A 15,461-nucleotide genomic window follows, 5' to 3' on the forward strand; every position below is an offset into this window, starting at 1 on the left:
ATTCCCGTGATGCACGGAAAAATTACTTACCGACAGATTGAAAGCTACATGCGTTCTGTCGGGTCCAAGCACAAGCTCGGACTCATATCTCAGTGGATATGAAACACCCAGATAGGTTACGTCGAATCGAGCGAGAAATTCAAATCAACACGCCGGATTTACCTGGAGAATCATTTTCCAAGTTTTCCGACGGTACCGATGTTGACCTGTGGAAATACTGACCTATGCACTGCAATCCACAGGGTGTTTATCCCATTAGCTGTGGATAACTTCCACACCATGAATCACAGCGAGCAGGGGAAATAACGTGTTTACCTAGGTAAACGCAGACTAGGGGGCTATTTTTCATTGTGGGCAAACTGTGGATAAACTGTTAGTCAATTAGCGACAAGGTTTATCCACAGGTGTGGACAAACATGTGGAAGTCCTGCTCGGGGCGTATAGCACCTTGTGTAGAAACACCCCACAGGGCGAATTACAAGAAATAGCCCCCAAATGGGCAGATATGGCGCTCTCGCCATGCCAAAAACACTCCACAAAAACAGGTCGCCTCGATAAATTTGATGAACGTAAACATGTAAAAGGACATTCACACAGTGAGCGAACAACCAGAATTGCCAGGTGGACTCTGGGAGCAGGTCGTTTCTATCCTGACTTCACCAGAAGGTGCGCCGGAGTTGGGCATTGCACCACTACGCCCGCCACACAAGGCACTGCTGCGGTCAGTGACGCACACTGGTGACTTTCCAGGTTTTTTCCTGCTCAGCACTCAATCGCCAGTGGTGCAGGCACTGGTAAAAGAAGAGCTCAAGGGCATTATCGAGGCCGTCTTAGCCTCGCTGACCGGCGAGGAGTTGGAAACAGTCATCACCGTTGCCGATCCTGCTGACGACGCTGAAGATAGCCAGGCAGCAGAGACCACTCAACCATCTGCACAGCACTCGGGGCAGATGCCATCTGCAGCTTCGCGTCCGCAGCAGGCTCAGCGTCAACAGCCAAACCAGCAGCACCAGCAGCAATCTGGCCGCAACTACCCGTTCCCCAGTGCAGATACGAACGACTTCAATCTCCACGAGCAGCACCAGGGATCGACGCAGACGCCACAGGTGTCGCAGACGCACCAGCCGAATGTCCATAATCAGCAGAGTGCCCAGTCACAACGCCGATCGATGGACGCCGTAGATTCGATGGCCCAGGGGCTTTCGCACTCATCTGCCGAGAATCCGATGACTATTGCTGATCAGCGCCAGGTCACAAGTCCTTTCCGTTCCGAGAGCCACGGCACTCCAACCGAGATGAGCATGCCTTTCGAGGAGCCCACCCTCAACCCGAACTACACCTTCGAGACCTTCGTTATTGGTCCGCAGAACAAATTCGCCGCCGCAGCCGCCGTCGCTGTTGCAGAGTCTCCGGGGCGCACCTACAACCCGCTGTTTATCTCCGGCGGTTCGGGTCTTGGCAAGACGCACCTGCTCCACGGCATTGGTCACTACGCCAAGCATTTGTACCCTAACCTGCGGGTTCGTTACGTTTCCTCGGAAGAGTTCACCAACGACTTCATTAATTCCGTGCGTGACGACGCCCAGGAATCCTTCAAGCGTCGCTACCGCGATTTGGACATGCTCATCATCGATGACATCCAGTTCTTGGAGGGCAAGGAAGGTACACAGGAAGAGTTCTTCCATACGTTCAATGCCCTGCACCAGTCCAACCACCAAATTGTGCTGTCGTCGGACCGCCCACCACGCGAGCTTAAGACCCTGGAGGATCGCCTTCGTACCCGCTTCCAGTGGGGGCTCAATCCGGATCTGCAATACCCGGACTTGGAGACGCGAATCGCAATTCTGTCGAAGAAGGCACAGCTGTCTGATTTGGTCGTTCCGCATGATGTACTCCAGTACATCGCGGAGAACACCTCGTCTTCTATTCGTGAGCTCGAGGGGCGTCTACTGCAGATTAGCGCTCACGCATCCATGATTCATGAGCCTGTGACCTTGAAGTTTGCGCAGGAGATCCTCGGTGCCGACGAAATCGAGGTGCAGATTACCCCGGAGATCATCATCTCCACCACGGCTGAGTACTTCGACCTAACGGTTGCGGATTTGGTGGGCCCGGGTAAGACTCGCCCGGTCGCTCATGCTCGCCAGATTGCGATGTACTTGACGAGGTCCTTCACTGAGCTTTCGTTGCCGTCGATTGGCCGGGAGTTCGGAAATCGTGACCATTCGACGGTTTTGCACGCTGAACGCAAGATTGTTAAGGAAATTCAGGAGAAGAAGCCCTCAAAGGACCAGGTCAACGACCTGACTACACGCATTCGAGACCGAGCTCGCGGCACGGCTTAAAAACCTTGGGCTCGGCGTGCGGAATTCTTGTTATTAACTGCGGTTTTTCCGTGCACAGAGCTGTGGACAACTCGTAAATTTTGTGGATGAAAGATGAAGCCCGAACACTATCCACAGACACCCCAAGTTATCCACAGCTAGACGCACTGGTTATCCACAGCGCGAAATCAGTGAAGACCAGCGGGAATCATGTAATTTCACAATGTGCACACCCCCTATTACTACTCCCGACTTTAAAAATCTCTAGAAACTTCTAGATAAAAGGGGGCCTGCGCACAACCTCGGGAAAACAACCTCTGGCGTACAACTTCGAAAATGCCAAGAACGAGTAAGAACTACGATCAAGCACTAGACGGACTACAAGAATCCCAGTGAGGTCTTTGGCAGTCTGCAGTAGAGTTGTACGATGGAATCTTTGTAACTCCAGTCATGTGCGCTGACATAGCGTGCTGACAACACAAAAGACGGCTAATAACAGACATCCAATACCGGTGGAGGAACGATGGAGCAGACCGAAGTCCGTATTCGCGCGGCTAAGGACGATCTCGCGGGTGCGGTGAGCTGGGTTGCTCGTAACCTGCCTGCACGCCCGACTCAGCCGATTCTGCGTGGCATGATTTTTCTCGCGGATGACAATGGTCTGCAGCTCGCTGGCTATGACTACGAGGTCTCGACTCAGATTCGTATTAGCGCAGAGGTCGATGAGCCCGGTCGCTTCGCCGTCAATGGAAAGTTGGTTTCTGACATTGTCTCTAAGCTGCCGAATAAGCAGGTAGAGATGCACTTTGATGGCACGAAGGTCATCGTTCGCTGTGGTTCTTCCCGCTTCGAACTGCCAAGTCTGACCTTGGAGGATTACCCGCAGCTACCAGAAGCTCCGGCTGCTACCGGCACTGTCGATGCCGCTCTGTTGGCTGAGGCTATTGGTCAGGTCGCTATCGCTGCCGGCAAGGATGAGTCGCTGCCGATGCTGACCGGCATCCGGATGGAAACCGAAGGTAACGAGGTCACTCTCGCTGCCACCGACCGTTTCCGCCTGGCGGTTCGCAGTTTCGAGTGGGAGCAGATCCCGGAGGGGGAGACCAAGCTGCTCATCCCGGCAAAGACCTTCGCGGAGACTGCCCGCACTCTCGATACCACTTCCAGCGAGCCAGTGACCTTGGCATTCGGCGACGGATCTGATGATCGTGAGGTCGGCTCCGAAGGCCTGCTGGCTATCCTCGCCGATCCTCGTCGCACTACCACGCGACTGCTGGACGCCGAGTTCCCGAAGTTCCGTCCGCTGCTGCCGAAGCAGCATTCCTCCATGGCTGTTGCTCGTGTTGACCAGCTGCAGGATGCCATCCGTCGTGTGTCCCTGATGGCGGATCACGGTGCGCAGATTCGCATGGACTTCTCCGATGGCCAGGTTGTCCTTTCCGCTCATGGCGACGAGGTCGGTCACGCAGAAGAGACTGTGGCCTGCAACTTCTATGGGGAACCACTTCTGATCGCCTTCAACCCGCAGTACCTGCTCGAGGGGCTCAGCGCTGTTCGCTCCCACCGCGTTCTGCTGGGCTTTACGCAGCCGTCGCGTCCCGCGATTCTCATTCCAGAGCCGGAAGCTATCCCGGAGCTCGGTGAGGACGGCTTCTACCCAACGCCGGAGACCGACTTCACTTACCTGCTGATGCCTGTGCGCCTGCCGGGCTAGTTTGCGGCTATGCACATTCGGTATTTGTCCTTGCGGGACTTCCGCTCCTGGCCGGAGTTGGAAGTCGAGTTCACGCCTGGAATTACCGTATTTACCGGGCAAAATGGCTACGGCAAGACCAATATTGTCGAGGCCGTTGGATATCTCTCCACGCTCGGCTCGCATCGAGTGTCTACGGATGCTCCGCTGGTTCGTTCGGGGACCCCGTCGGCACGCATTTCGGCGACGGCGGTCAATGATGGCCGCGAGCTGACGGCGCATCTGCTCATCAATCCGCATCGCGCGAATCAGGCGCAGATCAATCGCACGCGGCTGAAGTCTCCGCGGGAGCTGCTGGGGATCGTTAAGTCGGTCTTTTTCTCGCCCGAGGATCTCACGCTGGTCAAGGGCGAGCCCGCTTCCCGTCGCCGATACATCGATGATTTGCTCGCTTTACGACGGCCACTGTCCGCCGGTATCCGCATTCAATATGACAAGATTTTGCGTCAGAAGAATGCGCTGCTGAAGTCGGCGGGCTCGACGCTGCGCCGTGGCTATTCTTCCTCGGAGGGGCAGGCCGCACTGAGCACGCTGGATACCTGGGATGCGCAATTGGCGCAGGTGGGAGCGGCGTTAATGGCTGCGCGCATGGATTTGATCGCCGAGCTTTCCGAGCATGTCAGCGAGGCCTATGCCACGCTTGCCCCGCACTCGCGCCCAGCCACGATTGCCTATGCGCCGAAGGTCGACAGTCTGGATGGCGGGCCATTGCCCAGCGAACCGGAGCTGCTCGAGGCACTGCTGCTGACGAAGATGGCGGAGCGCCGCACCGCGGAGATTGAGCGCGGTTCCTGTCTCGTTGGTCCGCATCGCGATGATCTCAACCTCATTCTCGGCAATGACCCCGCCAAGGGCTTCGCTAGCCACGGCGAGACCTGGTCTTTTGCACTCGCGCTGCGTCTCGGCGCGTACTTTTTGCTCCGTGCCGATGGGCCCGACCCGATCTTGGTGCTTGACGACGTGTTTGCGGAGCTCGACCGGCATCGTCGGGAAGCTCTCATGGAAATCGCGCAGCAGGCTGAGCAGGTGTTGATCACCTCGGCGGTGGGGGAGGAGTTGCCTCAGGCACTGGTCGAGGATTCTTCTGTCACTCATCACACGGTGACGGTGGCGCAGACTGAGCAGGGGCGAATCTCACTGCTGGATGAAAACCCAGTCGCGGAAGAGTGACGGGTATGGTCGAGAACATGGAGCCGGATAACTCACCGGAAGAAGAAAAGGACCTGATCAGCGACGCTTTTTTCCGCATGCGCGATGCCGCTAAGGAGGGCGGTCACAAGTTACCGAATCTCCAGCGGCCACCGAAGAAGAAGGGCTCGTGGTCTGGCCTCGATAGCCGTGTGCCTGTGAAGGCCGCGGAGGGGATTGTTGCGGACGTCGATAAGCAGCGGGCAGCGCAAGCAGTGGTGCGAGATCGTGCCGGTACGGTGATTTCGCCGAGCCTATTGAAGGAGGCGGGGATTCGGCTGTACCGGAAATATGACCGTCGACCTGCGCCGATTGGTGCGGTGCTGAATAAGGCAGTAGTTGATCGCGGCTGGCAGATCCACATTGCCCACGGTGTGATTATGACGGAGTGGGATTCGATGGTCGGCAAGGTTGTTGCGGAACACTCCCAGGTGAAGGAGTTCAAGGACGGCACTTTGGTGGTCGAGTGCCAATCGACAGCATGGGCAACACAGCTGCGGCTAGCGCAGCGACAGGTTTTGAAGTCGATTGCGGAACGCGTCGGCGATGGGGTGGTTGAGGAAATTAAGGTGCTGGGGCCAAAAGCGCCGAATTGGCGCAAGGGCAAATTGCACATCGAGGGCCGAGGACCGCGTGATACTTACGGGTAAAGGTCGGTAAACGGTCTACGATTAGCCGTCGGTATGCGTAAAACTGCGAAATTTGGTCCTTTGAGCGCATCGGCTATATCCACAGTAGGGGACTACGTTGGGGTAAGATGGGCAGGAGAATACCGGCAGGCGGTTCTTGAGACGTTATCGACTTCCAAACTAGCCAGACCTATCTAGTAGTCCTATGTAGTTCTGGCTGGCGCTGATAGCGCTTGACCGCCGGCCTATTTTTCGCGCGCTGACGAATGTTGTGCGGGGAGAGAACCAAGAATAGGAGACGCGCCGAACCGTGGCTGCTACCGAACATCAATATGACGCCTCATCGATTACCATCCTCGAGGGCCTCGAGGCCGTGCGTAAGCGGCCGGGTATGTACATTGGCTCAACTGGTGAGCGTGGCTTGCACCACCTGGTGTGGGAGGTTGTAGACAACTCCGTCGACGAGGCGATGGCGGGTTACGCCACCGATGTTGAGGTCACTCTGCTGGAAGACGGCGGCGTTCAGGTCCGCGATAACGGCCGTGGTATTCCTGTCGAAATGCACCCGTCGGGTATGCCGACGGTGCAGGTGGTTATGACTCAGCTGCACGCCGGCGGCAAGTTTGACTCCGAGTCCTACGCTGTCTCCGGTGGTCTGCACGGTGTGGGTATTTCGGTGGTTAACGCGCTGTCGACGCGCATGGAAACCGAGGTCATCCGCGATGGCTACACCTGGTACCAGAACTTCGACCAGGCTGTTCCGGAAGAAATTATCCGAGGTAAGAAGACTCGCGGTTCGGGTACCACGCAGCGTTTCTGGCCGGACCCGGAGATTTTTGAGACCACCGATTTCAAGTTCGACACCATTTCTCGCCGCCTGCGCGAGATGGCGTTTTTGAACAAGGGCCTGACCATCACGTTGGTGGACAAGCGTGTCTCCGAGGAGGAGCTCGAGGCTGAGGCTCTGGCGGAGCAGGCGGAGACCGAATCCGCTGAAATCGCCAAGGATGCGGTTGAGGAGCAGAAGGAGAAGGCAGAGAAGACCACCAAGCCGAAGGAGCGCCGCAAGGTCTTCCACTACCCGAATGGTCTGCGGGACTATGTCGAGACTCTGAACAAGTCGAAGAACATCATCCACCCGACCATCATTTCCTTCGATGCTGCAGGTGACGGCCATGAGGTCGAGATTGCCATGCAGTGGAACTCGGGTTACTCCGAGTCGGTGCACACCTTCGCCAACACCATTAACACCATTGAGGGTGGCACGCACGAAGAGGGCTTCCGTTCTGCGTTGACATCGCTGATGAACCGCTATGCGCGTGAGCACCGCCTGTTGAAGGAGAAGGAAAACAACCTCTCCGGCGAGGACTGCCGTGAAGGTCTCGCTGCCGTGATTTCGGTGAAGGTCGCCGATCCGCAGTTCGAGGGCCAGACGAAGACGAAGCTGGGTAACACCGAGGTGCGTTCCTTCGTCCAGCGCATGACTAATGAGCACATCGGTCACTGGCTGGAGGCCAATCCGGCTGAGGCCAAGGCCATTGTTAACAAGGCCATTGCTTCGGCGCATGCCCGTCAGGCGGCTCGTAAGGCCCGTGACCTGGTACGTCGTAAGTCCGCGACCGATCTTGGCGGTCTTCCGGGTAAGTTGGCGGACTGCCGTTCGAAGGATCCGAAGCAGTCCGAGCTGTTCATCGTGGAGGGTGACTCCGCAGGTGGTTCTGCAAAGGCAGGCCGAAACTCGCTGTTCCAGGCCATTTTGCCGCTGCGCGGTAAGATCTTGAACGTCGAGAAGGCGCGCCTGGATAAGACTCTGAAGAATAACGAGGTCCAGGCCATTATTACGGCGCTGGGCACCGGTATTCACGACGAATTCGACATCGAGAAGCTGCGCTACCACAAGATTGTGCTGATGGCCGACGCCGACGTCGATGGTCAGCACATTGCCACGCTGCTACTGACGCTGCTGTTCCGTCTGATGCGTCCGCTGATTGATGAAGGGCACGTCTACCTCGCCCAGCCGCCGCTGTACAAGCTCAAGTGGGCCAAGGGTGAGCCGGGCTACGCCTACTCCGATGCTGAGCGCGATCAGCTGCTGGAAGAGGGGCTGGCTGCCAACCGCAAGATCAACAAGGACGATGGTGTTCAGCGTTACAAGGGTCTCGGTGAGATGAACGCCGCTGAGCTGTGGGATACCACCATGGATCCGGATCACCGCGTGCTGCGTAAGGTCGCCCTCGAGGACGCGCAGAAGGCGGACGAACTGTTCACCATTCTGATGGGCGATGACGTCGCTTCACGACGTTCGTTCATTACCCGTAATGCGAAGGACGTTCGCTTCCTCGACGTCTAAGCCGATACCAAGTCTGGTTATCGGCTTGTCGGTTCCCCTGACAAAACCTCCGTTCAGCCATTAATGTTTATGAAATGGAAGATACTCGGGGAAGCATGGTCAACGGGGAACCGCCAGTCGAGCCACGTATTGTGCAGGAGACATTGCCAGATGGCTCCGTGACCCCGATGGCGCTTCGGTTTCCCGAAGGTTCGCCTCGGGGCATTGTCGTTATTTGGCCGGGCTTTGGCATGGGTGCTCGCTACTACCGGCCGATTGCCCAAGAGTTACAGCGTCGAGGTTTTTGCGTCCTGACCTCGGAGTTACGCGGCCAGGGTAACCAGACTGCGGTGGCCACCCGCCGTCACAATTGGGGCTACCAGGATTTAGCGTCGGTGGATTATCCCTTGGCGGTGGCTCGTGCTCGGAAGGAATTCGACCATCTGGCAGCAGGGGAGAAGCTTCCCGTTTATTTGCTGTGTCATTCCATGGGCGGCCAGATTGCTTCTCTGTATTTGGCCCGACCGGAAGCGGATGTGGCCGGCGTGGTGATGGTCGGATCCGGCACCCCGCACTATAGGTGTTTTACTGGCAACGAGTACAAGCGGCTTCGTTACGGTGCACCATTTATGCAGGTGGTATCCCAGATTTTGGGTTATTGGCCGGCAGGCAGGTTCGATGTGGCCGGTTACGGTCGGCAGGCTCGCAATCATGTGGTGGAGTGGGCGCGCTTCTCGCGCACGGGCTTGCTGCGACCACGGGGTGCAGACATCGACTATGCCGCTGAGATGCCGAAAGTAACTACCCCAGCGTTATTGCTGAACTGTGGCGGTGACCGTGATTGCCCAGCGGAATCTGCGCAAGCGCTAGCTCGGATGTTGCCTAAGTCTGCGAAGTACGAGTTCATTGAGCAGCGCCTTGGCCATAATCAGTGGGCGCGTGAGCCACAGGCTGTGGTTGACCGTTTCGAGCGATTTATCGAGGAGAATTAAGCGGCAGTTCGCCGGCTGGTAATCTGCGCTTCTTAACGTAGATGCCTATGGCAACTTCACCTAAAAATATATCTGAGTTTTCCCGTCGACATTTCCTGCAGACTGCCGCAGGAGTCGGTGCCGTCACCGCTGCGAGCACGCTGCTGCCGCCATCATTGCGCCATGCACTCGCGCAGCCCCGACCGGCTGGCTCCCTCGACCAGGTTGAGCACGTTGTCGTGTTGATGCAGGAAAACCGCTCTTTTGATCACTACTTCGGCACTCTCCGAGGTGTGCGGGGGTACAACGACAATTCCGCTTTGCCGGGTGTTTTTAACCAGAGTGGGATTAGCCCGTACCTAATTCGAAACGCTGCGAATCGCGGTGATCTTTCGGTGGAGTACATTGCAAGTCTTCCGCACGGTTGGGAGGACGGGCAGATTGCACTAAACGGTGGACGCTGCAACGGCTGGATTGAGGCTAAGGGCAAAGGCACGATGGCCTGCTATGACCGTCAGGACATCGCGTTCCAATTCGCACTCGCAGAGACATTCACTATCTGTGATGGCTACTTTTCTTCAATGCCTACGTCGACAAGCCCGAACCGTAACTACCTCTTCTCGGGTGATACCCGAAAGGAACCGTGGGGGACTGGAGCGGTTGGCAATGCGGCGTACGAGTCGACGCACCCGGGGTACAGGTGGCGCACGTATGCCGAGGATCTCTCGGCGGCTGGGGTGCCATGGCGCGTCTACCAGGAGTGGGATAACTACACGGACAACAACCTGGATTTCTTCGCCGCGTTTCGAAATATTGGCCGCAAGGTCATCCGCGAGGCCGGACTGCCAGGGCTCGATCTGACTGGCTTTTATGAGTTGCTTGGGGCGATGGGTGATGGCACGCCGCCAACTGCAGAGCAGCAGCAGATGGTCGACCGCCTGAATGCCGCTGTGGAGAAGCTGCCTGAGGCGGAACGGGATCTCTATGATCGCGCGCTGCACCGCCGCCAGCCGGGCACGCTAACCGACGCTTTCCGACGGGATGTTGAATCTGGGGAGCTGCCAAAGGTGTCCTGGATTGTGCCTTCGGCCGCGGAAAGCGAGCACCCGGGAGCGTCCTCGCCGATTCAGTCGGCGAATATCACTTACCGCCTGTTGGATGCGTTGGCCTCCAACCCGGAGGTGTGGGCCAAGACCGTCTTCCTGATTAACTTTGACGAGTTTGATGGTTACTTCGACCATGTGGTGCCGCCGCTGCCGCCGAAGAATGAGCCGGGGGAGTGGTACCTGGGCAAGCCGAAGGGGCTCGGGTTCCGTGTCCCGATGACTGTCATTTCACCGTGGTCGGTGGGTGGTTTGGTGTCCTCAGAGGTCTTCGATCACACTTCGGTGATCCGTTTCCTGGAGCAAGTCACCGGCGTGAGCTGCGGAAATATCACTGATTGGCGTCGTCGGGTATGTGGTGATTTGGTATCCACACTCGACTTCTCGGCATCTGCGGGAATGCAGCTTCCAGAGCAGCCGGGGCCAGCACCGGAGTTTGTGAAGCGCTGGGAGGCGGAGCCGGCCGGTGACTATCCAGTGCAGGAGTCCGAGCAGGCGACCGCGCTGCCAACACCGTACCGGCTTCACGCCTACCTTAAAGACGGCAACCTTGTGCTGGTCAACGACGGTTCCCGTGAGGCTGTTTTCGCTGTTTACAGTGGTAACAAGGTAGAGCACCACACCGTGCTCGGCACATTAGAGCTGCGAATTGGACTTCTAGACCGCGAACTTACCGTGTGCGGCCCGGACCGCTTCCTGCGTGTGTTCAGCAAGACGGCGAAGGAGTTGCCGGAGGTCACTTTGGAGCACGTGTCGGGACGTGTTCTCGTCGGCGGGCAGGACCGAACGGCTGATTATGTCCGTGATGGCTGGTACGAGGTCGAGCTGACTGAAGGTGAGGCCACGGCGTATTACACGGGTCGACTGGAGTCCGGTAATCGCATTCCGACGAGCCCGTTCACCCGGAAAATCGACTAGGCCGCGTCTTTGGCTAAATGCCGCTTTTGACCAGTTTCCATGTCTCTGTGAATGACACTTCTTCGCCATTAGTGGTGAGGAGTATGTGCGCAAGTAGTGCGCCCAGCGCGGTGTTTCCGAAACTCAGTGGTTTCACGTGAAACGTTGCGTAAGCGACCGCTTGTGCAGCCGCAGAAACCGTGGGAAAGCTGCGGTGACCAGCAATGACACCTGAGCTGGCGGCAGCAATGGCGCTGATTGCCCATGGTCGCACAAGTGTAGCGTCAGCCAATTCCGGCACTTTGGCCACCAGTTCGTCGGTAGCCGCCAGGATTGCGGCCTCGCTGAGAGGCTGAACTTGGGGCGCACTCATTCCTCTGCTCCCCGGGGGCTCGGGGAGCTCAACTTTCGCAGCAGCGCCATGTCGGTATCAGTCACACTTGCGGTGATTTCCCTGGCCTGGCCTTGTTGAAGGGCTCTCGCGGCGGCGGATTCAATGGCGCGAATGACGGCCTCGTGTTTGGATACGCCCCCCATTTGCGCCAGCAGCGCCAGGGCGGTGTCCTGTTCTTTCGTGAGCCTTAAGGTCATCGCCATCGTGCACTTGCTCCTTGCTACCTAGCCGCGCTTCTTAACTGCGCTGGTTTGTTTCCGCTATCAGGCCTAAAACCCCAGATTTGATACCACAATGGTATCGAAAAGTTGCACACGGCGTCGTAAAGCGGGCTCTAAGGCCCTGTAGAATGGATGCGAACCTCTTTTAAGTAAAGGAAGCAGTCATTGAGCGACGATAATAACAACGACGGCTCATCTTTCGGAAGTGGAGTATTGGGCCACCAGGTTCGCCCGATCGACATCAATGAAGAGATGCAGTCGAGCTATATCGACTACGCCATGAGCGTGATTGTTGGCCGTGCGCTGCCGGAGATCCGTGATGGTCTCAAGCCGGTGCACCGCCGCATTCTCTACGCCATGTTCGACAACGGCTACCGCCCGGAGCGCGGCTATGTGAAGTCCGCAAAGCCGGTTTCGGACACGATGGGTAACTACCACCCGCACGGCGACAGAGCTATTTACGACACCATGGTGCGCATGGCGCAGCCGTGGTCCATGCGCTATCCGCTTGTCGACGGTCAGGGTAACTTCGGCTCCCGCGGTGACGACGGCCCCGCAGCTATGCGTTACACCGAGGCCCGTCTGACGCCGTTGGCCATGGAAATGGTGCGCGACATTCGCGAAAACACCGTCGATTTCCAGCCGAACTACGACGGTCGTACGACAGAGCCGGTTATTCTGCCGTCGCGTGTCCCGCAGCTGTTGATGAACGGCTCCGGCGGTATTGCCGTCGGTATGGCCACCAACATCCCACCGCACAACCTCCGTGAGGTCGCGGATGCCATTAACTGGTGCCTGGACAACCCGGAAGCGGATGAAAAGACCACGCTGGATGCGGTCATGGAGCGCATCAAGGGTCCGGATTTCCCAACTGCCGCCCAGATTGTCGGCGACAAGGGCATCAAGGAGGCCTACACCACCGGTCGCGGTTCGATCCGCATGCGCGGTGTGACCTCGATTGAGCAGGAGGGCACTCGTCAGTCGATTGTCATCACTGAGCTGCCGTACCAGGTCAACCCGGACCGCATGATTGCCAACATCGCAGATCAGGTCAAGGACGGGCGTCTGCAGGGCATTGCCTCCATTGATGACGAATCTGATCTGAAGTGGGGCATGCGCATCGTCGTCAAGCTCAAGCGCGACGCCGTGCCGCGTGTGGTGCTGAACAACCTGTACAAGCACTCCCAGCTGCAGACCAGCTTCGGTGCGAACATGCTCGCCATCGTCGACGGTGTGCCACGCACGCTGCGTATTGACCAGATGGTGACGCTGTACGTCGCCCACCAGATTGAGGTCATTGTTCGACGGACCCAGTTCCGCCTGGACGAGAAGGAAAAGCGCGCCCATATCCTGCGCGGCCTGGTCAAGGCTCTGGATATGTTGGACGAGGTCATCGCCCTGATTCGCCGGTCCGCCACGGTTGATACCGCGCGCACGGGCCTGATGGGTCTGCTCGAAATCGACGAGATTCAGGCTGACGCCATTTTGGCGATGCAGCTGCGTCGCCTGGCTGCTCTGGAGCGCCAGAAGATCATTGACGAGTTGGCTGAGATCGAGCTCGAGATCGCCGACCTGAAGGACATCCTGGCCAAGCCGGAGCGTCAGCGCGCCATCGTCAAGGAAGAGCTGGGCGAGGTCGTGGAGAAGTACGGCGATGACCGTCGTACCCAGATTGTGGCCGCTGAGGGCGACGTCACCGAAGAGGACCTCATCGCCCGCGAAAACGTGGTTGTGACCATTACTTCCACGGGCTACGCCAAGCGCACCAAGGTCGATGCCTACAAGGCCCAGCGCCGTGGTGGCAAGGGCGTGCGCGGTGCGGACCTGAAGCAGGACGACATTGTCCGCCACTTCTTCGTCTGCTCCACGCACGACTGGATTTTGTTCTTCACCAACAAGGGTCGCGTCTACCGACTCAAGGCCTACGAACTGCCGGAGGCCACTCGCGCTGCCCGCGGCCAGCATGTCGCCAATCTGCTGGAGTTCCAGCCGGAGGAGCGTATCGCCGAGGTGCTGCAGATTCAGAGCTACCAGGACAGCCCGTACCTGGTGCTGGCCACCAGCGAGGGCAAGGTCAAGAAGTCTCGCCTGGAGGACTACGAGTCCGCTCGTTCCGCTGGCCTAATTGCCATCAACCTGCGCGAAGGCGACTCCCTCATCGGTGCTCGTCTGTGCTCTTCGGACGATGACCTGCTGCTCGTCTCCGAGCGCGGCCAGGCTATCCGCTTCACCGCCTCCGACGACGCGCTGCGCCCGATGGGCCGCGCCACTGCCGGTGTCCAGGGCATGCGCTTCAAGGGCGACGACAAGCTGCTCAGCATGGTCGTGGTCGAGGAAGAGCACAACCTGCTGGTCGCAACGACCGGCGGCTTCGGCAAGAAGACCAAGCTCAGCGAGTACACCCCGCAGAACCGCGGCGGTATGGGCGTGCTGACGCTCAAGTACGACCCGAAGCGTGGTCCGCTGATGGGCGCCCTGGTGGTGGACAACGACGACGAAATCTTCGCTGTCACCTCCGCCGGCGACATCATCCGCACCAACGTCAACGAGATTCGCGCCACCTCGCGTGCCACTAAGGGCGTGCGCCTGGTCAACCTCGCTGACGGCGTGGAACTGCTGGCTATCGACCGCAACGTCGAGGATGAGGGCGAAGAGACCGCTTCTAAGGTCTCTGAGGCCGGAACCTTGGACGTAGTCCCGAAGCGCACCGGCGCCACCAAGAGCACCGGCGCTGCCGAGTCCGGTGACTCGGAGGCGGAGAAGGAGTAAGCGCATGGCCGAAACTAACTTGGTAGTCGACAAGGTGAGCCCCTGGTCCGCCATGCGCATTACGGCGGCCACTGGTTTCATTTGCTTCCTCGTCTGGCTTGCCGCGGTTGGCCTGCTCTACCTCTTGCTCTCCGGGATGGGATTGCTCGCTCCGATTAGTGAAATGGTCGGCGGGGAGGATTCCATCAGCGCGGGTCTCGTCCTTGGCCTGGCGGCCGCTGTAGGAGCGCTGTGGTGGGTGCTGTCGATTGGGCTCATGGCCCTCGGCGCGGTCATCTACAACGCTTGCGGCGGTCTCGTCGGAGGTCTCAAGATTTCGCTTGCCGACGACGACTAGGCTGCCTAGCCTCCCGCTGGCCCCGGTGTCACCCCCGTTCGGTGGCCCCGGGGCCGCGTTGGTTCAGAGGTGTTTTCAGTGATCTGGTTATGGAGTAGCCGTAATGACTACTTAATGACTGCTTTTTAACTCAATATTTAGGCCGCTGACCAGTCGATTTGTGAAGTGTCATGGTTACGGGTTAAGTTATATCTCGTTCCACGGGGCCTATAGCTCAGGCGGTTAGAGCACTTCGCTGATAACGAAGGGGTCGGAGGTTCAAGTCCTCCTAGGCCCACTGCCGAACAAGGTATAATTGCTCGGTGTACGGGGCTTTAGCTCAATTGGTAGAGCACCTGCTTTGCAAGCAGGAGGTCAGGGGTTCGATTCCCCTAAGCTCCACACGGAACAAAATCCCCCGGTCGTAAGGCCGGGGGATTTTTGCGTTTTGGGGATGTAGAAGGGGAGGGGGCAAGAACGCCGAGTTACTGACTGCGTTTATGACAAAAATGGCGTGAAAAATGGCTTGAAACTGTCATAAACTTGCACAGTTTCACATTTGCAGCC

At 58.0% G+C, this 15,461-nt stretch carries 11 protein-coding genes and 2 tRNA genes; 11 read left to right on the forward strand and 2 right to left on the reverse strand.

The features are described 5' to 3' along the window. Window positions 1-596: 596 nt before the first annotated feature. From dnaA to HMPREF2849_RS00355, 7 genes are all read left to right on the forward strand, one after another. Window positions 597-2,345, forward strand: a complete 1,749-nt coding sequence (gene dnaA, locus HMPREF2849_RS00325; protein ID WP_048731378.1) for a chromosomal replication initiator protein DnaA — start codon at window positions 597-599, stop codon at window positions 2,343-2,345. Between the two features lie 502 nt (window positions 2,346-2,847). After that, entirely contained in the window at window positions 2,848-4,038 is a 1,191-nt protein-coding gene (gene dnaN / locus HMPREF2849_RS00330) for a DNA polymerase III subunit beta (RefSeq protein ID WP_048731377.1), read from the forward strand. 9 nt (window positions 4,039-4,047) lie between these two features. Then, on the forward strand, window positions 4,048-5,247 hold the full coding sequence (gene recF / locus HMPREF2849_RS00335) for a DNA replication/repair protein RecF (protein ID WP_048731375.1): 1,200 nt from the start codon (window positions 4,048-4,050) through the stop codon (window positions 5,245-5,247). A 5-nt stretch (window positions 5,248-5,252) separates the two neighbouring features. Beyond that, window positions 5,253-5,915: a DciA family protein gene (locus HMPREF2849_RS00340; RefSeq protein WP_049170117.1), complete on the forward strand. Its 663-nt coding sequence runs from the start codon at window positions 5,253-5,255 to the stop codon at window positions 5,913-5,915. A gap of 289 nt (window positions 5,916-6,204) precedes the next feature. Continuing rightward, window positions 6,205-8,244 (forward strand): DNA topoisomerase (ATP-hydrolyzing) subunit B, encoded by a 2,040-nt coding sequence (gyrB, locus tag HMPREF2849_RS00345; RefSeq protein ID WP_016421743.1) that lies wholly within the window; start codon window positions 6,205-6,207, stop codon window positions 8,242-8,244. 74 nt (window positions 8,245-8,318) lie between these two features. Next, window positions 8,319-9,215 carry an alpha/beta fold hydrolase gene (locus tag HMPREF2849_RS00350; RefSeq protein WP_368664798.1) on the forward strand — a complete coding sequence of 299 codons (897 nt, stop codon included), beginning with the start codon at window positions 8,319-8,321 and terminating at the stop codon, window positions 9,213-9,215. Between the two features lie 47 nt (window positions 9,216-9,262). Then, window positions 9,263-11,215, forward strand: coding sequence for an alkaline phosphatase family protein (locus HMPREF2849_RS00355; RefSeq protein ID WP_070439206.1), 1,953 nt, complete (start codon window positions 9,263-9,265; stop codon window positions 11,213-11,215). A 13-nt stretch (window positions 11,216-11,228) separates the two neighbouring features. Here HMPREF2849_RS00355 and HMPREF2849_RS00360 read toward each other — a convergent pair whose 3' ends face one another. After that, the gene (locus tag HMPREF2849_RS00360; protein ID WP_049181939.1) at window positions 11,229-11,567 is read right to left on the reverse strand and encodes a hypothetical protein; all 339 of its coding nucleotides are present in this window, start codon (window positions 11,565-11,567) and stop codon (window positions 11,229-11,231) included. Continuing rightward, window positions 11,564-11,791 (reverse strand): CopG family transcriptional regulator, encoded by a 228-nt coding sequence (locus HMPREF2849_RS00365; RefSeq protein WP_070439209.1) that lies wholly within the window; start codon window positions 11,789-11,791, stop codon window positions 11,564-11,566. The genes HMPREF2849_RS00360 and HMPREF2849_RS00365 overlap by 4 nt, the downstream gene beginning before the upstream one ends. 270 nt (window positions 11,792-12,061) lie before the next feature. On the opposite strand from HMPREF2849_RS00365, the gene gyrA reads away from it, so the two are divergent. The 4 genes from gyrA (at window position 12,062) to HMPREF2849_RS00385 (ending at window position 15,296) form a co-directional block, all read left to right on the forward strand. Continuing rightward, window positions 12,062-14,578 carry a DNA gyrase subunit A gene (gyrA, locus tag HMPREF2849_RS00370; RefSeq protein WP_246822063.1) on the forward strand — a complete coding sequence of 839 codons (2,517 nt, stop codon included), beginning with the start codon at window positions 12,062-12,064 and terminating at the stop codon, window positions 14,576-14,578. Window positions 14,579-14,582: 4 nt separating this feature from the next. Then, on the forward strand, window positions 14,583-14,915 hold the full coding sequence (locus HMPREF2849_RS00375) for a DUF3566 domain-containing protein (protein WP_016421749.1): 333 nt from the start codon (window positions 14,583-14,585) through the stop codon (window positions 14,913-14,915). Window positions 14,916-15,118: 203 nt separating this feature from the next. Continuing rightward, window positions 15,119-15,192, forward strand: a tRNA-Ile gene (locus HMPREF2849_RS00380). A 31-nt stretch (window positions 15,193-15,223) separates the two neighbouring features. Further along, window positions 15,224-15,296: transfer RNA gene (locus HMPREF2849_RS00385), tRNA-Ala, on the forward strand. Window positions 15,297-15,461: the final 165 nt, after the last annotated feature.

Origin of the sequence: Corynebacterium sp. HMSC073B01 (genome assembly GCF_001838255.1) — a bacterium.
Lineage (GTDB): Bacteria > Actinomycetota > Actinomycetes > Mycobacteriales > Mycobacteriaceae > Corynebacterium > Corynebacterium jeikeium_D.